The sequence below is a fragment of the Streptomyces vilmorinianum genome (assembly GCF_005517195.1).
GTDB classification, from domain to species: Bacteria; Actinomycetota; Actinomycetes; order Streptomycetales; family Streptomycetaceae; genus Streptomyces; species Streptomyces vilmorinianum.
This window is the reverse complement of record NZ_CP040244.1, coordinates 6,234,908-6,252,452: the sequence shown is the minus strand read 5'-3', so window position 1 is coordinate 6,252,452 and position 17,545 is coordinate 6,234,908. Positions and strand designations below refer to the sequence as shown.

Below are 17,545 nucleotides of genomic sequence, written 5' to 3'. Positions count from 1 at the left end.
CTGAACCAGGTGCCGGGCCCCTCTCGTGTACCTCTCAGATGCTCTGCCAGGAGGGCTTGTTGGCGAAGGTGTGGCGGAAGTAGTCCGCGAGCTTCAGCTTGGAGGCGGCGGCCTCGTCCACGACGACCGTGGCGTGCGGGTGCAGCTGCAGCGCGGAGGCCGGTACGAGCGCGGCGACCGGGCCCTCGACGGTCTGGGCCACGGCGTCGGCCTTGCCCTCGCCGGTGGCCAGGAGGACCAGGTGACGGGCCTCCAGGATGGTGCCGATGCCCTGGGTGATGACGTGGTGAGGGACCTGCTCGATGTCGTTGTCGAAGAAGCGCGCGTTGTCGACCCGGGTCTGCTCGGTGAGCGTCTTGATCCGCGTGCGCGAGGCGAGCGAGGAGCACGGCTCGTTGAAGCCGATGTGCCCGTCGGTCCCGATGCCGAGGATCTGCAGGTCCACCCCGCCGGCCTCGCGCAGCGCCCGGTCGTAGGCCTCGCAGGCGGCCTGGACGTCCTCGGCCGAGCCGTCGGGGCCCATGAAGGCCTCCGGGGAGAGCCCGAGCGGCTCGACGACCTGGCGCAGCACGGTGGAGCGGTAGGACTCCGGGTGGCCGGTGGGGAGCCCGACGTACTCGTCCAGCTGAGCGATCCGGGCGCGCGAGGCGTCCACGGACCCGGCCTCGACCTGGGCGATCAGGGCCTCGTAGATGGGCAGCGGAGTCGAACCCGTGGCAACGCCGAGCAGCGCGTCGGGCTTGCGGCGCAGGAGGCCGGCGATGCCGTCCGCGATGAGCTCTCCGCCTGCCGTGGCGTCCGGGACGATGACAACTTCCACGCTGTTCCTGCCGATCTGGTGAGGGGCTGGGGAGGGTCTGTGTGGTATAGACCAATCTAAGCCCAATCTAGCAGAGCGGGCACCGTCTCCTCATGCCCTTCCAGCCTGCGGACGGGTCGCTTTCATCGTCGGCCGGGAACCTCGGCGCAGCCACTGGGGAACCGCTGGGGGAACCGCGCCTGTGAGGGCCGGGGGCTCAGAGCGCGAGGAGCAGGCCGCCCGTCGCGTCCAGGTGCTGGCCGGTCACCCAGCGGGCGTCGGTGGAGGCGAGGAAGGCGACCACGTCCGCGACCTCGCTCACCGTGCCCAGGCGGTTGAAGACCGAGCGCGAGGAGGCGTGGGCGCGGGCCCGCGGGTCGGCGAGCCAGGCGGCGTTCAGGTCGGTCTCGATGATCCCGGGCCCCACCGAGTTCACCGTGATCCCGCGCGGCGCGAGCTCCGCGGCGAGCGAGCGGGTCAGGGCGTTCACCGCGCCCTTGGCCGTGATCGTGGCGAGGATCGGCGGCAGGGCGATGTCCGGGGTCCCCGTCACGTTGACGATGCGCCCCTCGTCGCGCAGCCGCCCCAGGCCGTGCTTGATGATGAAGAACGGCGCCTTGGCGTTGAGCGCGTGAATCCGGTCGTACGACTCCTCGTCCGTCTCCGCGATCGTCGCGAAGGTGGCCGCGCCGGCGTTGTTGACGAGGATGTCGAGCCCCTCGGCGTGCTCGTCGAAGGCCGCCCACAGCGCCTCCGCGTCGCCCGGGACCCCCAGCTCGGCGCGGATCGCGAAGGCCTCGCCGCCCGCCGCCTCGATCGCGGCGACCGTCTCCTTCGCCGCCGCCTCGTTGTGGCCGTAGTGCACGGCCACCCGCGCCCCGTCCCGGCCGAGCCGTTCGGCGACGGCCCGTCCGATGCCCCGGCTCGCGCCCGTGACCAGTGCCGTCCTGCCCTTGAGCGTGCTCATGGCGACGCCCCCCTTTATCTAGTGGTCGCTACAGAAAGCACGTTAGCAGATTCTCTAGCGCCCGCTATAAAATGAGCCGCATGGCGACGAGACAGCGCGGCCGACCCCGCTCCTTCGACCGGGACGCGGCCCTGGAGAAGGCGACGATGGCCTTCTGGAAGCACGGCTACGAGACGACGTCCGTCGCCGACCTCACGCGCGCGATGGGCATCGGCGCCCCCAGCCTGTACGCCGCCTTCGGCGACAAGAAGGCGCTCTTCGCCGAGGTGGTCGAGGTCTACGCCCGGCGCTACGGCTCCTTCGGCACCCGCGCCATCGAGGAGGAGCCCACGGCCCGTGCGGCCCTCGGCCGCCTCCTGCGCGAGGCCGCCGCCGAGTACACCGACCCGTCCCACCCGTACGGCTGCCTGATGATCAGCGCCGCGATCAACTGCGCCTCGCCGGAGGTCGCCCAGGCCCTGGCCGACCGGCGCAACGAGACACTGCGCGGCTTCGAGTCCCGTATCCGCGCGGACATCGCCGCGGGCGCCCTCCCGCCGGAGACCGACGCGCGCGCCCTGGCCCGGTTCAGCGGCGCCGTGATGCAGGGGATGTCCCAGCAGGCGCGCGACGGGGCGACGAAGGAGGAGCTGGAGGCCGTGGCGGAGGCGGCGATGCTCGCGTGGCCGCAGGCGCAGGCGCCGGCCGCGGGGTGAAGGTCCCCGAACGCACCCGCGGGCCGCGGCGCCCGACGGGACCCTCAACCCGTCCGGCACCGCAGCCCGGAGTTGCCCGGCCGGGGGTGTGCGGTCCCGCGGCCGTCAGGGAGGCCTCGGCGCAGTCAGGGCAGAGAGCGCCGGGTGCCTCGTCCGCCCTCCTGTGCGGGGAGAGCGGAGGTCTTCATGTGATGGTGTCCATGGTGCCCTGTCATTGTGGACTAGACCATTCTCGTCTGTCCATCCATAAGGACACTGGTGTTCACCGGCCCATCCTCCAACACGAACGCCGCGAGATCCAGGTTCATCGCCCCTCAATTCCGCAGGTACGCTCGCACATGTGCCCTCCATGAACGACCTCGTCCGCCAGCACACCGCTCTGAGTGAGTCCGACCTCGAGTGGCTCCACCTGCTGGTGTCGGAGTGGCAGCTGCTCTCCGACCTCTCCTTCGCCGACCTCGTGCTCTGGGTTCCCACCCTCGACGGCACCCGTTACGTCTCCGTCGCCCAGATGCGCCCCAACACCGGCCCCACCTCCTACCAGGACGACATGGTCGGCCACCTGGTCCCGCGCGGCCGCCGCCCGCTGCTCGACGCCGCCCTGGACGAGGGCCGGATCGTGCGCGAGGGCGACCCCGAGTGGCGCGAGGAGGTCCCGGTCCGGGTCGAGTCCATCCCCGTACGCCGCGAGGGCCGCGTCCTCGGCGTCATCGCCCGCAACACCAACCTGCTCACCGTGCGGACCCCCTCCCGGCTGGAGCTCACCTACCTCCAGTCCGCCTCCGACCTGGCCCAGATGATCGCCGCCGGAGCCTTCCCCTTCCCCGGCGAAGCGGTCGACATGGACGCCTCGCCGCGGGCCGGCGACGGACTGATCCGCCTCGACGCCGACGGCATCGTCCAGTACGCCTCGCCCAACGCCCTCTCGGCCTACCACCGGCTCGGGCTCGCCGCCGACCTCGTCGGCCAGCACCTCGGCCAGATCACCGCCGAACTCGCCCCCTCCCGAGGCCCCGTCGACGAGGCCCTGGTCAAGCTGGCCTCCGGCTACGCCCCGCGCGAGGCGGAGGTCGAGGGCAACGGCGGCGTGATCCAGCTCCGGGCGATCCCGCTCAAGCCCAAGGGCACGCGCATCGGTTCACTCGTCCTGCTCCGCGACGTCACGGAACTGCGCCGCCGCGAGCGCGAGTTGATCACCAAGGACGCCACCATCCGGGAGATCCACCACCGGGTGAAGAACAACCTGCAGACCGTGGCCGCGCTCCTGCGCCTCCAGGCCCGCCGGATGGACTCCGACCAGGGACGCGAGGCCCTCAACGAGGCCGTGCGCCGGGTCGGTTCCATCGCCATCGTGCACGAGACGCTCTCCCAGAACCTGGACGAGCGCGTGGAGTTCGACGAGATCGCCGACCGGGTGATCGCGATGGTCGCCGAGATCTCGCCCGGCAAGGTGACCTGCCGGCGCAACGGCCGCTTCGGCATCCTCGACGCCGAGGTCGCCACGCCGCTCTCCATGGTCCTCACCGAAGTGCTCCAGAACGCCCTGGAGCATGCCTTCGCGCCGGGGGAGCAGGGCACCGTCGAGGTCACGGCCGTCCGCGGCGAACCCCGCGCCGACGCCCGCCTGCTGATCACGGTGAAGGACGACGGCCGCGGTCTGCCCGAGGGCTTCGACCCGCAGCGCGCCGGCAACCTCGGTCTGCAGATCGTACGGACGCTGGTGGAGGGGGAGTTGGGCGGCACGTTCGACATGCAGCGGGGCGCGGAGCGCGGGACCAAGGTCGTCCTCGACATTCCCGTACAGCCCCAGAAGTAGCCTTCGCGGAGCTTTCGCGACCGGTGCACCGCCGGTGCACAGCAGCGAGCCCCGGACCGAAGGAGATCGGTCCGGGGCTCGAATGCTGTGGGTTACTGCTGCGCGCTGCGGCTCGGGGGCGGTGATTGCGTACGCGATGTACGCGCCGCTTGCCTCAGGCTTGTCAGGGTGTTCAGGCGGTGGCGTTGCGCGCCCGGTTGCGAGCGGCGCGGCGCTTCATAGCGCGACGCTCGTCCTCGCTGAGGCCACCCCAGACGCCGGAGTCCTGGCCGGACTCGAGCGCCCACTGCAGGCACTGCTCCATGACGGGGCAGCGGCGGCAGACGGCCTTGGCTTCCTCGATCTGCAGCAGCGCAGGACCGGTGTTGCCGATGGGGAAGAAGAGCTCGGGGTCTTCCTCGCGGCAAACGGCGTTGTGACGCCAGTCCATGGCTGCTACCTCTCTTGGTATTACGTGCAGGTTGCTTGTGAATGTGAACGCTTTCACGAATCCCCCCGCAAGGGAAGGGCCGACCGCCAGACGAACTGGCGTGGTCCTTGAAGTGAGGAGGGGTTCTGGCTCTCAGTGGAGGCCGGTCTTGCGGGCCGTCCCGATCGCCAAGAAGAGACTCGCAAACCTCGGCAGCGGATACAACCCCTTCAGGAAAGTTTTTTTTGATTCCTCGGTGTCGGCTAGGTCACAGCCGTACTTCTAAGGGGTGGATGGCAGCCTAAACGTTCGAGTGAAAGGACTTTCGGCCCTTCCACTCACACAATCACACGCAGTGCACGGCGTACGCCTGTGAACGTCACGCTCGTACGCAGCCCAAGGTGGTCGCCGTCCATCTGCAGGGGGAGCGGAACCTTCGAATGCAAGGTGAAGTCCGTCAGATCATGCAGAGACAGGGCGTGCTTGCCATGGGGGCCGCGCTCGGGGCTCGAAGTGAGCAGCTGAGTGGCGTACCGGGCCACCGCGGGGGTCGAGAGCCGGCTCAGCCCGAGGACGTCCAGGGCGGTTTCGAAGGATGCCTCCGGGGACGCGTACACCGGACGATTGCCCAGGTAGGTCCAGGGGGAGGTGTTGCAGATTATCGACAGGACCAGGTCCTCGACCGGGTCCTCGCCGGGGCGCTCCAGGGTGATCGTGCCGTGCCGGCGGTTGGGCTCCTCCAGGAACTGGCGGACCACCTGGCGGAGGTAGAGCGCGTGCGTGGATCTCTTGCCGCGCTCCCGCTGCTGTTCGACCCGGCCGATGACACTGGCGTCGAAGCCGAACCCGGCGCAGAACGTGAACCAGCGCGGCGGGACCGCCTCGTCCTCGGTCCCCGGCGTGCCGGAGGCGAGACCCAGGCTCACGGTGCGTGTCCGGCGCTCACGGAGCGCGTCGAGCAGCGCCCCGGTCGCCTCGACCGCGTCGTTGGGCAGTCCGAGCGCGCGGGCGAAGACATTCGTGGAACCGCCGGGCACGACCGCGAGGCCGGGAAGCCGGCCGGGATCCGGCCCGTCGTGCAGCAGTCCGTTGACGACCTCGTTCACGGTGCCGTCGCCGCCGAGGGCGACGACCAGCTCGATCTCCTCGGAATCGGCCGCCCGGCGGCCGAGGTCACGGGCGTGGCCGCGGTACTCGGTCGTGACGACCTCCAGCTTCATCTCGCTCGCGAGGGCGTGGATGAGGACGTCACGCGTGCGGGCACTGGTGGTGGTGGCTGCCGGATTGACCACAAGAAGTGCGCGCATGGCCGCCAGCGTACCTACCCGGCGGTACCGATCCCAGTCCCGGCCACCTGCCGGACGGCCCCGCGCCCGACCCCCGCTACCCTGCCAGGTATGAGCAGTACGGAGCAGACTTCCCGCCCTGTCCGGTTGATCGCCGCGGCGGCGGTGGCCGGAATCGAGGCGCTGGCGCTGGCGATCGGGGGCGTGTACGTCCTGGTGTCCGGCCTCACCGGCAACCCCGACAGTCTGACCCAGGCGGTCACCGGCGGGGCGACGCTGATCGCGCTCGGCCTGATCCCGGGCATCGCGGCGCGCGGCCTGCTGCTGCGCCGCGGATGGAGCCGCGGGCCGGCGATCATCACCCAGATCCTGGCGCTGCCGGTCGCCTGGCAGCTCCTCCAGGCCGACAGCGCCATGATCCCGGCGGGCATCGCCCTCGCCGCCCTCGCCGTCACCGGGCTCGTGCTTCTGGTGAGCCCGGCGACGACCGAGGCCCTGGGCATCGGCCGCCGCGGCGAGGCCTGACGTACTGGGCCTGACGTACTAGGCCTGACGTACGGCGAGACCTGACGTACAGGTCGTGAGGTGACGGTTACTCCTCGACGAGGAGCTTCTCCCGCAGCTGGGCCAGCGTGCGCGCAAGGAGACGGGAGACGTGCATCTGCGAGATGCCGACCTCCTGTGCGATCTGCGACTGGGTCATGTTGCCGAAGAAGCGCAGCAGCAGGATCCGCTTCTCCCGCGGCGGCAGGTCCTCCAGGAGCGGCTTGAGCGACTCCCGGTACTCGACCCCCTCCAGCGCCTCGTCCTCCGCGCCCAGCGTGTCCGCGACCGCCGGGGACTCGTCGTCCGTGTCCGGGACGTCCAGGGAGAGCGTCGAGTAGGCGTTCGCCGACTCCAGGCCCTCCAGGACCTCCTCCTCCGAGATCCCGAGCCGCTCCGCGAGCTCGTGCACCGTCGGCGAGCGGCCGTGTAGCTGCGAGAGCTCCGCCGTCGCCGTCGTCAGCGAGAGCCGCAGCTCCTGCAGACGCCGCGGCACCCGGACCGCCCAGCCCTTGTCCCGGAAGTGCCGCTTGATCTCGCCGACGACCGTCGGCGTCGCGTACGTCGAGAACTCGACGCCCCGCTCCGGATCGAACCGGTCCACCGACTTGATCAGGCCGATCGTCGCGACCTGCGTCAGGTCGTCGAGCGGCTCGCCGCGGTTGCGGAAGCGCCGCGCCAGGTGCTCCACCAGCGGCAGATGCATCCGCACCAGCTGATTGCGCAGCTCCGCCTTCTCCGGAGAGCCCTCCGGAAGCTTGCGCAGCTCGACGAAGAGCGCGCGCGCCCCGCTCCGGTCGTGCGGATCCGGAGCCTCCTGGTGCTCGGATGCCACCGAAACCTCGGGGACCCCGGGCGCCTCGGAGGTCCCGGGTGCCTTGGGAACCTCGTTGTGCTGCTCGTGCTCGCTCATGTGGACCGCCTGCTCCGTAGCGACCTCGACCTCGACCTCCGGATGCGGCCGCGCCTGCTGCTCAGGGATGCCGGCCGTCGCGTCCCCGCTCCTCACGCCGGGCCTGGCCCCGCGCCGCGCTGTTTGTACAGGCTGATGGAGACCGTACGGTCCTCCGCCACGGACGACTCGACCTTCCCGGCCAGCGCGGAGAGCACCGTCCAGGCGAACGTGTCCCGCTCCGGCGCCCGCCCGTCCGTCGTCGGGGCCGAGACGGTCACGTCGAGCGAGTCGTCGACCAGGCGGAAGACACAGCTGAGGACGGATCCCGGTACGGCCTGCTGGAGCAGGATGGCGCACGCCTCGTCGACCGCGATCCGCAAGTCCTCGATCTCGTCGAGGGTGAAGTCCAAGCGCGCCGCGAGGCCGGCCGTGGCCGTACGCAGCACGGACAGGTAGGCACCCGCAGCGGGCAGCCGGACTTCCACGAAGTCCTGGGTCCCGGGCTCGCCTGCGATCTGGGACACCCTCACCTCCAAGGTGGCACAAGCTCATTCGGGGCCCGGGGGGAGAAACCCCCCGAACCGGGCGGTACGCAGTCGGTTGCGCAATCCGCCGTGACGCTATCGCGATCCATGCTGCCGTGTCGCCGTGGGCCCCGGTCAGGACCCCGCCCCCGTCTGTCACTCATGGTAAGGCCTTGAGTGCGCACAGTGGCTAGAGGTCTGCGGCACCCAATTGCGAGCGACCGGCGGAGGATTGTCGTACCCAACCCTCAGACGATCGAACCGTCCACGAAGCACCAGCGCCAACGCTCGTTCGGTTCGAAGGTCCGCATCACCGGATGCCCGGTGGTCGAGAAGTGCCCGGTCGCGTGCCGTCCCGCCGAGGAGTCGCAGCACCCCACGTGCCCACAGCTGAGGCAGAGCCGCAGCTGGACGGGGTGCGTGTCCGCGGACAGGCACTCCGAGCAGGTGTCGGTCAGCGGCGCCGGTTCGGGGCGCGGCATTTCGGCAACGTGCGGGCACTCACTCATGATGGCCAGGTTACGTCGTGGAGCGAGACGGGGACGGGGACCAAGGGATGGACGCACTGCAGCTGGTGGCGCTCGTCGCGGCGAGCGCCGCGGTGGCGGGCCTGGCCCGCAGGACGCCGGTGCCGGCGCCGCTGCTCCTGGTCGCGGCCGGGCTCGCGGCCAGTTACGTCCCGGGCGTCCCCGACTACACCCTCGACCCGCACATCGTGCTCCCGCTCATCCTGCCCCCGCTCCTCTACACGGCCGCGGTGGACTCCTCGTACCTCGATCTGCGGGCCAACATCCGGCCCGTCGCCCTGCTCTCCGTCGGGTACGTCCTCTTCGCGACCGTGGCCGTCGGCTGGCTCGCGTACGTCCTCGTCCCGGACCTGCCGCTGACCGCCGCGCTCGTGCTCGGCGCGGTGGTCGCGCCGCCGGACGCGGTCGCCGCGACGGCGATCGCCCGCAAGCTGGGGCTGCCGAACCGCATCACCACCATCCTCCAGGGCGAGTCCCTGGTGAACGACGCCACCGCCATCACCGCCTACAAGGTCGCGCTCGCCGCGGCGGTCGGCGAGGGCATCAGCTGGGCCGGCGGCATCGGCGAGTTCGCGCTCGCGGCGGTCGGCGGGATCGGCGTCGGCCTCGTCCTCATGGTCCCCATCCACTGGCTGCGCCGCCGGCTCCGCGAAGCCCTGCTCCAGAACACCCTCTCGCTGCTCGTCCCCTTCGTCGCCTACGCGGCGGCGGAGGAGGTCGGCGCCTCCGGCGTCCTCGCGGTGGTCGTCGTCGGCCTCTTCCTCGGGCACCGCAACTGGCAGGTGGACTTCGCGACCCGCCTCCAGGAGGAGGCCGTCTGGAAGATGGTCGCCTTCATCCTGGAGTCCGCCGTCTTCGCCCTGATCGGGCTGCAGCTGCCGTACGTCGTCCAGGGGCTCGGGCGGTACGGGATCGGCGAGGCGGTCGGGTACGCCGTGGGGGTCTTCGCGGCCGTGGTCGTGGTCCGGTTCGTCTGGGTCTACCCGGCCACCTTCCTGCCGCGCTGGATGTCGGAGCGCATCAGGGAACGGGAGCCGGGGGTGGACTGGAAGGCACCGCTCGTCGTCGGCTGGGCCGGCATGCGGGGCGTGGTCTCCCTCGCCATCGCCTTCTCGATCCCGGTCGTGACCGACGGCGTCGAGTTCCCCGCGCGGAACCTCGTCCTCTTCCTCACGTTCACCACCGTGATCGGCACGCTGGTGGTGCAGGGCCTCACCCTGCCGCCGCTGATCAGGATCCTGAACCTGCCGGGACGCGACGCGTACACGGAGACCCTGGCGGAGGCACAGGCCCAGAGCGAGGCCTCACGGGCCGCCGAGGAGCGCCTCGACGCCCTGCTGAGCGACGAACGCAACGCCCTGCCACAGCCCCTGGCCGACCGGCTCCGCACCGTCCTGGAGCGCCGCCGCAACGCGGTCTGGGAGCGCCTCGGCGCGGTCAACGAGCTCACCGGCGAGACGGCCGACGACACCTATCGCCGGCTCGCCAGGGAGATGATCGAAGCCGAGCGCGAGGTCTTCGTCCGGCTCCGTGACGAGCGCCGCATCGACGACGAGATGCTGCGCACCCTGCTGCGCCGCCTGGACCTGGAGGAGGCCGCGGCATACCGCGAGGAGCCAACCTGACCCCACCGCTCTGCGCGGGCCGAGCCCACACGCACGCGACGCGGAACCGGGACGGCCCTCGGCTCAGCCCCGGGCTTTGGCAGGGGACACCGGCTGCTGGGCCGGGAGGCCGGTCACGCGGGCGTGGCGCTCAGGAGGGGCTGCCGGCCTGCCCGGCTGCCGGCCGGGGCGGAACATGGCCTCTGCCCTGGCTACCGGGCCGGGGGGCCCGCACGCGGGCGTTGCCCTTGGCAAGGGGATACCGACTGCCCGGCTACCGAGTCGGTAGGCCCGCACGCGGGCGTGGTGCTCAGGGGCACCGGCCTGCCCGGCCGCCGGGCGGGGCAGACCGGTCGCGACGCGGTGGTGTTGGGCAGGGGGCGCACCGCCTCAGCCCTGGCTACCCGGCCGGTAGGCCCGCACGCGGGCGTGGTACTCAGGGGCACCGGCCTGCCGGCTGCCGGGCGGGGCAGACCGGTCGCGCGGGGCGGGACACGGCCTCTGCCCTGGCTGCTGGGTTGGTAGGCCCGCGCGCGGGCGTGGCGCTCAGGACGGGACACCGGCCTGCCCGGCTGCTGGGCGGGGTGGCCGGTCGCGCGGCAGTGATGTCGGGCAAGGGACTTCGCCGCTGCCGCGGCTGCTGTGCGGGGCGGCGCAGGGGGACACCGGCCTGGCCCGGCTGCCGCCCCGGGCGGCCCCCACGCGCGCGTGGGGGCTACTCCGGCGCGCCCGTGATCACTGCCGTGACGCGCGTCCCCCGGGCGAACGCGCCCTCCTCGGCCAGGGTGACAAGTCCGTAGAGCATTTTGGCGACATACAGTCGCTCGATGGCGAGCCCGTGCCGCGCCTCGAAATCCTCGGCGAACGCGTCGAGCGACGGGGTCGTGCGGCCGTAGCCGCCGCCGTGGAAGCGCTCGTCCAGGGTCCAGTCGCCGCGGGGGCCGCCGAAGGCGGCGCGTTGCAGGGAGCGGATCTCGTCGCCCAGGAAGCCGCCCTTGAGGACGGGGACACCGAGCGCCCGCTGCCCGGGCCCGAGGCCGGCGGCCAGGCCCGCGAGCGTGCCGCCCGTGCCGCAGGCGACGGACACCACGTCCACGGCCGCCTCGCGCAGCTCGCGCCCCAGTTCCGTACAGCCCTCGACGGCGAGCGCGTTGCTGCCGCCCTCGGGGACGACGTAGGGGGCGTCCGTGGCCGCGAGCCGCAGGATGCGGCCGAGCACCGCCGGGTCCTTCTTCGCCCGGTACGTGGACCGGTCCACGAACACCAGCCGCATCCCGTCCGCCGCGCACCGCGCAAGCGAGGGGTTCAACGGGCGGTCGGCCAGCTCGTCCCCCCGTACGACCCCGATCGTGGCGAAGCCGAGCAGCCGGCCGGCCGCCGCCGTCGCACGCAGATGGTTGGAGTACGCGCCGCCGAAGGTCAGCACCGGACGCCCGCCCGCCGCCCGCAGATTGAGCGCCAGCTTGCGCCACTTGTTGCCCGGCAGGTCCGGATGAATCAGGTCGTCGCGCTTGAGCAGCAGCCGCAGGCCGCGCCGGGCGAAGCGCTCGTCTTCGACCGGCTCCAGGGGGGACGGGAGCCGGGGCCGGAGCCGGGAGAGCGCGAGGTCGAACGTGGTCACCCGCCCATTGTCGGGCGGGGCTCCGCGTGCCGCGCGGGGCGGGGGCCGGCCCCCGGGTGGGCCCACGCGACACGACCGGTGCCTACGCGCGGGCTACCGCAGGCGCTCCGCGATCCGCTCCCGCATCGAGGCCATCGTGAAGCCCCGCGGGTCCACCTTCCCCGGCTGCCACTCCAGGTGCCCGATCACCGAGCGCTGGTTCCAGCCGTGCACCCGGCACAGCGCGGCCGCGGCCTTCTCGATGGCCTCCAGCTGGACCTTCGGCCACGGGTCCCGCCCGTCCCCGAGGTTCTCGCACTCGAAGCCGTAGAAGTGGCGGTTGCCGTCCGTGTTGGCCTCGTTGTCCGGCGGGAGGCCCTGCTCGGCGATGACCGCCCGCAGGACATCGTCGTCGCCGGCCCCCGCGTGGTTGGCGCGGCCGTATCCGACGAGATGGACCGTGCCGTCCTTGGCGATCACGCCATGGCAGAGCGGTCCGGGCAGGGACGCGTAGCCGTCCCGGCAGATCCGGACCGTGTTCGCGGTGCCGCGAGTGACCGTGTGATGGATCATCACGCCGTGGACAGGGCCCCAGGGGCCCTTGTGGTTGCGGTTGTGCGTACGCCAGTCGCCGACCTCGACGACCGAGAGGCCCTCGCCGCGCAGTGCGGAGAGGAACCTGCTCGCGGACATGGGTGGGGCCATGGCCGACTCCTTCGGACAGGCGGAACGGGACAGGTGTGCAGTACCGGAGTACCGGAGCGAGTGGCTCCGCGGCTATCCGTTCGGACGGTGTGCGACTCGATCCGGACATTGCGCCAAGTGGTGCCCATTGCTCGGCTGTTCGAGTGGAATCCGAATGACATGCCCAGCTGAAAGCGATCCACTCCCACTCATTTGTGTAATGGCGCGCGCACTCTCCGTGCTGAAAGGCTTCCTCTCGCAGGTCATTCACTTCGAGAGGGAGTTCCATGTCCGTAGGTTCGGTTGGCGACGAGGTCCGCGCGGAACAGGCAGGCCCGCAGCAGAGTCTCGGTACCGCCGCCGCGCGGAACCTGGCGACCACCACCAAGTCCGCCCCGCAGATGCAGGAGATCACCTCCCGGTGGCTGCTGCGGATGCTGCCGTGGGTGCAGGTGCAGGGTGGTACGTACCGCGTGAACCGGAGGCTCAGTTACTCCGTGGGTGACGGCCGCGTCACCTTCGTGCAGACCGGCGAGCGCGTCGCGGTCATCCCCGCCGAGCTCGGCGAACTCCCCGCCCTGCGCGGCTACGAGGACGAGGAGGCCCTCGCCGAGCTCGCATCGCGGTGCAGCCAGAGGGAGTACGCGCCGGGAGAAGTGATCGCCGCGGCCGGCGAGCCCACCGACCGCGTCCACCTCCTCGCCCACGGAAAGGTGGAGCAGATCGGCGAGGGGCCGTACGGCGACGAGACGGTCCTCGAAGTCCTCGCCGACGGCGCGTACTTCGGCGACAGTTCACTGACCCACGACAACGCCACCTGGGAGTGCACCGCGCGCGCGGCCACCGCCTGTACCGTCCTCGAGCTCACCCGCGACGACGTGCGCAACCTCGCCGAGCGGGCCACCTCGCTCGCCGCCCACCTCGCGGGCGTCGCCGCGCTGCCCCATCAGCGCACGAACAAGTACGGCGAGGCCGCGATCGACCTCTCCGCCGGTCACGTCGGCGAGGCGATCGTCCCGCACACGTACGTGGACTACGACGCCTCGCCGCGCGAGTACGAACTGTCGGTCGCGCAGACCGTGCTGAAGGTCCACAGCCGGGTCGCCGATCTCTACAACCAGCCGATGAACCAGACCGAGCAGCAGTTGCGGCTCACGGTCGAGGCGCTGCGCGAGCGCCAGGAGCACGAGCTGATCAACAACAGGGAGTTCGGTCTTCTCTCCAACTGCGACTACGGGCAGCGCCTCCAGCCCCACGACGGCGTACCCAGCCCGGACGACATGGACGAGCTGCTCTCCCGCCGCCGGGGCTCCAAGATGTTCCTCGCCCACCCGCGCGCCATCGCCGCCTTCGGCCGCGAGTGCAACCGGCGCGGTCTCGTCCCCGAGTCCATCGAGGTGAACGGCAACAGGATCCCCACCTGGCGCGGGGTGCCGATCTACCCGTGCAACAAGATCCCGATCTCGGACGCCCGGACGACGTCGATCATCTGCATGCGTACCGGCGAGTCCGACCAGGGCGTGATCGGTCTGCACCAGACGGGCATCCCGGACGAGATCGAGCCGAGCCTGTCCGTGCGCTTCATGGGCATCGACGAGCAGGCGATCATCTCCTACCTGGTCACGGCCTACTACTCGGCGGCGGTGCTCGTACCCGACGCGCTGGGAGTCCTGGAGAACGTGGAGGTCAGCCGCTGGCGCTGACCCGGTGACCGGGGCGGGGCCGCTGTGCCCCGCCCCGGCCCCGCGCCGACCTCCGCGCCGGCCTCCGCGCCGCGAACCGAGCCCTCAGGAAAGAAGGCGGAAACAACGTGACCATGACCCGGGCGGATGCCGCGACCGACACCCAGGGGCAGGGCGCCATGGCACTCCTCGACCAGACACGGACCGTCGTCAATCCCCAACTGCGTTCCACCGTGGAGTCGTTGCCGGACTCCATACGGAGAGTGGCGATGTACCACTTCGGCTGGGAACACGCCGACGGCACCCCGGCCGCCGGCCAGACGGGCAAGGCGATCCGGCCCGCGCTGGTGCTCGCCGCGGCCCGCGCGCTCGGCGGGGACCCGGCGCCGGCGGTACGGGCGGCCGCCGCCGTGGAGCTCGCCCACAACTTCACGCTGCTCCACGACGACATCGTGGACGAGGACCCGACCCGCCGGCACCGGCCCACGGCCTGGACGGTGTTCGGCATCCCCGACGCGCTGATCGCGGGCGACGCCATGCTCGCGCTCGCCCTGCGGCTCCTCGCCGAGGACGGCCATCCGGCCTCCGCCGCGGCCTCGGCCCGGCTCGCGGCCTGCGTCATCGAGCTGTGCGCCGGCCAGCAGGCGGACTGCGCCTTCGAGCAGCGCGGTCCGCACGAGGTGTCCCTGGACGAGTGCCTGGCGATGGCCACCGCCAAGACGGGCGCCCTGTTGGGGTGCGCGTGCGCGCTCGGCGCGCTGTACGCGGGCGCGGGCGAGGAGGAGGTCGCGGCGATGGACGCGTTCGGCCGGGAGGCCGGGCTCGCGTTCCAGCTCATCGACGACCTGATCGGGATCTGGGGCGACCCAGAGCGCACGGGCAAGCCGGCGGGCGCGGATCTCGTCGCCCACAAGAAGTCGCTCCCGGTGGTGGCGGCGCTCGCCTCGGGGACGGCGGCGGGGGAGGAGCTGGCGGCGCTGTACGCCCGTAAGGAACTCGACGCCCCGGCCGTACGGGCGGCGGCGGACGCGATCGAGCGGGCGGGCGGCAGGGACTGGGCGCAGACCCAGGCGGCCGACCGGATGGGCCGGGCGGTCCAGCAGCTCGCCCGGGCGGTGCCGGATCTGACGGCGGCGGAGGATCTGCTGGCCCTCGCGGAGTTCGTCACCCGCCGCACCCGCTGAGGGGCCGGGCCCCGGCCCCACGGCCCCCGGCCCGGCCGTCGGCCGCCGACCTCAGGCCTCAGACCTCAGGCCGCCGACCTCAGGCCTCAGACCTCAGGCCGCCGACCTCAGGCCTCAGGCCGCCGATCTCAGCCTCAGGCTTCCGGCACGATCCGGCTGACCACGGTCTCGATGAGATCGTCCAGGTCCCGGTCGTCGTGCAGGCCGGGGACCGTGAAGTGGTCGAAGAGCAGCCCGGTGAGGGCGAAGTAGAGCAGCCGGACCGTGTCCGCGTCCCCCGGCATCCCGGACTCGACGTGCAGGCGGATGTTGTAGTCGAGATCGGCGCGCAGCACCTTCGTGAGCTGGGTGCGCAGCTCCGGGCGGCGCGTCGCCTCCAGGCGGAGCTCGAAGAGGCCCAGATAGCAGGTGCGCTCGGCCGCCATCCGCCGGGCGAGCCAGCGCATCAGCTCCACCACCAGCTGCCGGCTGGGCTCGGGCCGCAGGGCCGAGTCCAGGGAGCCCGGCTCCGGGGTCAGCCGGACGAAGATCCGGTCCCCGACCTGGGAGAGCAGCTGGTCCCGGTCGGTGAAGTAGTTGGACGAGGTGCCCGTGGGGACGCCCGCCCGGGCGTCGACCGCCCGGAAGGTCAGCCCACGGGCGCCCTCGTCCGCGAGCACCTCGATCGCCGCGTCGAGCAGGGCCGCACGCCGCTCGGGATTCCTCGCCATCGCCGGTTCCTTCCGTTCTCTTCGAGCTGTCCTCGAGCTCTCTTCGAAAATAGGGCTTGCGTAACCACTACAGGTGAAGCACTATAGCCGTCGTGGTTGCGACCGCAGTCCACATCCCAGAGACAAAGAGGACCGGTTTGCGCAAGCTCACCTACTTCATCGCCTGCACCATCGACGGCTTCATCGGTGACCCCAAGGGCGATGCCTCGTCCACGTTCGGCTACGTGACCGGGGAGTACCTGGAGTACATGAAGGCCGAGTACCCCGAGACCATCCCCGCCCACGGATGGCCCGTGGTCGGCATCGAGCCCGGCACCGAGAACCGGCGCTTCGACGCCGTGATCCAGGGCCTGAACTCGTACAAGGTCGGCCTGGACGTCGGCATCACCAGTCCCTACTCCCACCTGCGGGAATTCGTCGCCACCCGCTCCCTGACCGGGTCGCCCGACCCGAACGTCGAGCTGATCGCCGACGACCTGGTCGGCCGGGTCCGCGAGCTCAAGGCGGAGGACAGCCCACTCGACATCTGGCTCTGCGGCGGTTCCACGATCGCCGGCGAGCTGATCGACGAGATCGACGAGCTGGTCATCAAGACGTACCCGCAGGTCTACGGCTCCGGCATGCCGATGTTCGGCGCCGACTTCGAGCCGCGCGAGTTCGAGCTGGGGGCGGTGCGCACCTTCGACAACGGTGTGCTCGTCCGTACGTACACCAGGAAGCGGTGACGAGGGGGCCGCTCTACCCTTGACGGTATGGGCAGCCAAGCGCGCTACACCGGCCACGACCCCGAGGCCGAGCCGGTGTGCCCGGCCTGCGGACAGCCTGTCGGCACGGCCGTCAAACGACACAAGGTCCTCGGGGCCTGGGTGCCGTTCTGGGAGCCGCAGCCGTGTCACAACCCCGACTGCGAACTCTTCGGCAGGAAGGCGGACGGCACCAGGCCGCCGGGCGAGCCGTCGGCCGGGGATCCGTCGGGCGAGGCGTCGGGCGTCGTGCCGGAGGACACATCGGGCGAGCCGCCGGCCGTGGCTCCGTCGGGCGAGGCTCCGTCGGGCGAGGCTCCGGGAGGCGGGGCGCCGGGTGGTGCGGAAGCCACTACCACGCACGTGACCGGCAAGAACGGCGAGACCGGGAGAAGTCCGGCCACGGGGTGACCGGCCGCGCGAAGAAGCCGGTCAGACCGCTACAGTCCGCGCATGTCATCGGAGTCGACGGAAGTGTGGACCGGCTGGTACCGGGACCGCAGCGGCGCGGAAGCGATCGTGATCACAGCGGACGGGCGGCGCGTGTCCACCCGTATCAGGGGAATCGAGTACGCCGGCGCGAGCTTCGCCGCCCTGTGCGCGGCGGAGGAGGGCGGCGAGGCCCTCACCGGCTGCGTACTGGAGTGGGACCTGCCGCTCCCGGTCGTCGTGGACGGCGGCGAGCAGCAGGCCACCCTCAGCTGCCTGCTGACGCTCGGTGAGCGCGTGGACCTGAGCCTGACGCTGCACTACGGCGGCGCGGCCTTCGAATCGGGCATCGCGGGCGGCGACTTCGACGAGGCTCTCGACCGGGTGAGGCGGCAGCTTCCGCCCGGCGCCGAGTTCGCCCGCCGGCTGCTCCACGCCGCCGCCTGAC

At 71.5% G+C, this 17,545-nt stretch carries 19 protein-coding genes; 9 read left to right on the top strand and 10 right to left on the bottom strand.

What is annotated here, in order from left to right; genetic code table 11:
- Nucleotides 1–34: 34 nt before the first annotated feature.
- Complete coding sequence (gene nagB / locus FDM97_RS28860) at nt 35–820, bottom strand: glucosamine-6-phosphate deaminase (RefSeq protein WP_137993429.1); 786 nt, start codon at nt 818–820, stop codon at nt 35–37.
- A gap of 196 nt (nt 821–1,016) precedes the next feature.
- Nucleotides 1,017–1,766, bottom strand: a complete 750-nt coding sequence (locus tag FDM97_RS28855; protein ID WP_137993428.1) for an SDR family oxidoreductase — start codon at nt 1,764–1,766, stop codon at nt 1,017–1,019.
- Between the two features lie 80 nt (nt 1,767–1,846).
- Between FDM97_RS28855 and FDM97_RS28850 the strand changes: the two genes are divergently transcribed.
- Both FDM97_RS28850 and FDM97_RS28845 read left to right on the top strand, forming a co-directional pair.
- Nucleotides 1,847–2,461 carry a TetR/AcrR family transcriptional regulator gene (locus tag FDM97_RS28850; protein WP_137993427.1) on the top strand — a complete coding sequence of 205 codons (615 nt, stop codon included), beginning with the start codon at nt 1,847–1,849 and terminating at the stop codon, nt 2,459–2,461.
- Between the two features lie 349 nt (nt 2,462–2,810).
- Nucleotides 2,811–4,277 (top strand): sensor histidine kinase, encoded by a 1,467-nt coding sequence (locus tag FDM97_RS28845; RefSeq protein WP_137995085.1) that lies wholly within the window; start codon nt 2,811–2,813, stop codon nt 4,275–4,277.
- A gap of 172 nt (nt 4,278–4,449) precedes the next feature.
- Here the strand turns inward: FDM97_RS28845 and FDM97_RS28840 are convergent, their stop codons facing one another.
- Nucleotides 4,450–4,707, bottom strand: coding sequence for a WhiB family transcriptional regulator (locus tag FDM97_RS28840; protein WP_004937597.1), 258 nt, complete (start codon nt 4,705–4,707; stop codon nt 4,450–4,452).
- A 317-nt stretch (nt 4,708–5,024) separates the two neighbouring features.
- The gene (locus FDM97_RS28835; RefSeq protein WP_137993426.1) at nt 5,025–5,993 is read right to left on the bottom strand and encodes a diacylglycerol/lipid kinase family protein; all 969 of its coding nucleotides are present in this window, start codon (nt 5,991–5,993) and stop codon (nt 5,025–5,027) included.
- A gap of 90 nt (nt 5,994–6,083) precedes the next feature.
- Here FDM97_RS28835 and FDM97_RS28830 point away from each other — a divergent pair, with 90 nt between their 5' ends.
- Nucleotides 6,084–6,497, top strand: coding sequence for a hypothetical protein (locus FDM97_RS28830; RefSeq protein ID WP_137993425.1), 414 nt, complete (start codon nt 6,084–6,086; stop codon nt 6,495–6,497).
- Nucleotides 6,498–6,564: 67 nt separating this feature from the next.
- On the opposite strand, the gene FDM97_RS28825 is transcribed toward FDM97_RS28830, so the two are convergent.
- The 3 genes from FDM97_RS28825 to FDM97_RS28815 form a co-directional block, all read right to left on the bottom strand.
- The gene (locus tag FDM97_RS28825) at nt 6,565–7,524 is read right to left on the bottom strand and encodes an RNA polymerase sigma factor SigF (protein ID WP_137993424.1); all 960 of its coding nucleotides are present in this window, start codon (nt 7,522–7,524) and stop codon (nt 6,565–6,567) included.
- Entirely contained in the window at nt 7,521–7,934 is a 414-nt protein-coding gene (locus tag FDM97_RS28820) for an ATP-binding protein (protein ID WP_015036094.1), read from the bottom strand. Before FDM97_RS28820 ends, FDM97_RS28825 begins: the two co-directional genes overlap by 4 nt.
- 248 nt (nt 7,935–8,182) lie before the next feature.
- Nucleotides 8,183–8,443: a UBP-type zinc finger domain-containing protein gene (locus tag FDM97_RS28815; RefSeq protein ID WP_137993423.1), complete on the bottom strand. Its 261-nt coding sequence runs from the start codon at nt 8,441–8,443 to the stop codon at nt 8,183–8,185.
- Nucleotides 8,444–8,490: 47 nt separating this feature from the next.
- Between FDM97_RS28815 and FDM97_RS28810 the strand changes: the two genes are divergently transcribed.
- A complete protein-coding gene (locus tag FDM97_RS28810; protein ID WP_137993422.1) occupies nt 8,491–10,086 on the top strand; it encodes a Na+/H+ antiporter in 1,596 nt (531 codons plus the stop codon).
- A 694-nt stretch (nt 10,087–10,780) separates the two neighbouring features.
- Here the strand turns inward: FDM97_RS28810 and FDM97_RS28805 are convergent.
- Entirely contained in the window at nt 10,781–11,686 is a 906-nt protein-coding gene (locus FDM97_RS28805) for a 1-aminocyclopropane-1-carboxylate deaminase/D-cysteine desulfhydrase (RefSeq protein WP_137993421.1), read from the bottom strand.
- A 93-nt stretch (nt 11,687–11,779) separates the two neighbouring features.
- Nucleotides 11,780–12,370: an N-acetylmuramoyl-L-alanine amidase gene (locus FDM97_RS28800; protein WP_137993420.1), complete on the bottom strand. Its 591-nt coding sequence runs from the start codon at nt 12,368–12,370 to the stop codon at nt 11,780–11,782.
- 266 nt (nt 12,371–12,636) lie between these two features.
- On the opposite strand from FDM97_RS28800, the gene FDM97_RS28795 reads away from it, so the two are divergent.
- Both FDM97_RS28795 and FDM97_RS28790 read left to right on the top strand, forming a co-directional pair.
- Nucleotides 12,637–14,052 carry a family 2B encapsulin nanocompartment shell protein gene (locus tag FDM97_RS28795; protein WP_137993419.1) on the top strand — a complete coding sequence of 472 codons (1,416 nt, stop codon included), beginning with the start codon at nt 12,637–12,639 and terminating at the stop codon, nt 14,050–14,052.
- A 113-nt stretch (nt 14,053–14,165) separates the two neighbouring features.
- Nucleotides 14,166–15,215 (top strand): family 2 encapsulin nanocompartment cargo protein polyprenyl transferase, encoded by a 1,050-nt coding sequence (locus FDM97_RS28790; RefSeq protein ID WP_137995084.1) that lies wholly within the window; start codon nt 14,166–14,168, stop codon nt 15,213–15,215.
- Nucleotides 15,216–15,349: 134 nt separating this feature from the next.
- Here FDM97_RS28790 and FDM97_RS28785 read toward each other — a convergent pair whose 3' ends face one another.
- A complete protein-coding gene (locus tag FDM97_RS28785; protein WP_137993418.1) occupies nt 15,350–15,925 on the bottom strand; it encodes a TetR/AcrR family transcriptional regulator in 576 nt (191 codons plus the stop codon).
- 137 nt (nt 15,926–16,062) lie between these two features.
- Here FDM97_RS28785 and FDM97_RS28780 point away from each other — a divergent pair, with 137 nt between their 5' ends.
- The 3 genes from FDM97_RS28780 to FDM97_RS36220 are packed head-to-tail and all read left to right on the top strand — an operon-like array spanning nt 16,063 to nt 17,544.
- Entirely contained in the window at nt 16,063–16,650 is a 588-nt protein-coding gene (locus FDM97_RS28780; protein WP_137993417.1) for a dihydrofolate reductase family protein, read from the top strand.
- Between the two features lie 27 nt (nt 16,651–16,677).
- A complete protein-coding gene (locus FDM97_RS28775; RefSeq protein WP_137993416.1) occupies nt 16,678–17,079 on the top strand; it encodes a hypothetical protein in 402 nt (133 codons plus the stop codon).
- Between the two features lie 42 nt (nt 17,080–17,121).
- Entirely contained in the window at nt 17,122–17,544 is a 423-nt protein-coding gene (locus FDM97_RS36220) for a DUF6304 family protein (RefSeq protein WP_217510272.1), read from the top strand.
- The last annotated feature ends 1 nt before the right edge of the window (nt 17,545 follow it).

What these genes read in the sequence shown, in the direction of transcription:
- FDM97_RS28810 (WP_137993422.1), top strand. Translation starts at nt 8,491, where the DNA reads ATGGACGCACTGCAGCTGGTGGCGCTCGTCGCGGCGAGCGCCGCGGTG.
- FDM97_RS28835 (WP_137993426.1), bottom strand. Translation starts at nt 5,993, where the DNA reads ATGCGCGCACTTCTTGTGGTCAATCCGGCAGCCACCACCACCAGTGCC.
- FDM97_RS28850 (WP_137993427.1), top strand. Translation starts at nt 1,847, where the DNA reads ATGGCGACGAGACAGCGCGGCCGACCCCGCTCCTTCGACCGGGACGCG.
- FDM97_RS28790 (WP_137995084.1), top strand. Translation starts at nt 14,166, where the DNA reads ATGACCCGGGCGGATGCCGCGACCGACACCCAGGGGCAGGGCGCCATG.
- FDM97_RS36220 (WP_217510272.1), top strand. Translation starts at nt 17,122, where the DNA reads ATGTCATCGGAGTCGACGGAAGTGTGGACCGGCTGGTACCGGGACCGC.
- FDM97_RS28785 (WP_137993418.1), bottom strand. Translation starts at nt 15,925, where the DNA reads ATGGCGAGGAATCCCGAGCGGCGTGCGGCCCTGCTCGACGCGGCGATC.
- FDM97_RS28830 (WP_137993425.1), top strand. Translation starts at nt 6,084, where the DNA reads ATGAGCAGTACGGAGCAGACTTCCCGCCCTGTCCGGTTGATCGCCGCG.
- FDM97_RS28795 (WP_137993419.1), top strand. Translation starts at nt 12,637, where the DNA reads ATGTCCGTAGGTTCGGTTGGCGACGAGGTCCGCGCGGAACAGGCAGGC.
- FDM97_RS28775 (WP_137993416.1), top strand. Translation starts at nt 16,678, where the DNA reads ATGGGCAGCCAAGCGCGCTACACCGGCCACGACCCCGAGGCCGAGCCG.
- FDM97_RS28840 (WP_004937597.1), bottom strand. Translation starts at nt 4,707, where the DNA reads ATGGACTGGCGTCACAACGCCGTTTGCCGCGAGGAAGACCCCGAGCTC.
- FDM97_RS28845 (WP_137995085.1), top strand. Translation starts at nt 2,811, where the DNA reads ATGAACGACCTCGTCCGCCAGCACACCGCTCTGAGTGAGTCCGACCTC.
- FDM97_RS28855 (WP_137993428.1), bottom strand. Translation starts at nt 1,766, where the DNA reads ATGAGCACGCTCAAGGGCAGGACGGCACTGGTCACGGGCGCGAGCCGG.
- FDM97_RS28815 (WP_137993423.1), bottom strand. Translation starts at nt 8,443, where the DNA reads ATGAGTGAGTGCCCGCACGTTGCCGAAATGCCGCGCCCCGAACCGGCG.
- FDM97_RS28800 (WP_137993420.1), bottom strand. Translation starts at nt 12,370, where the DNA reads ATGGCCCCACCCATGTCCGCGAGCAGGTTCCTCTCCGCACTGCGCGGC.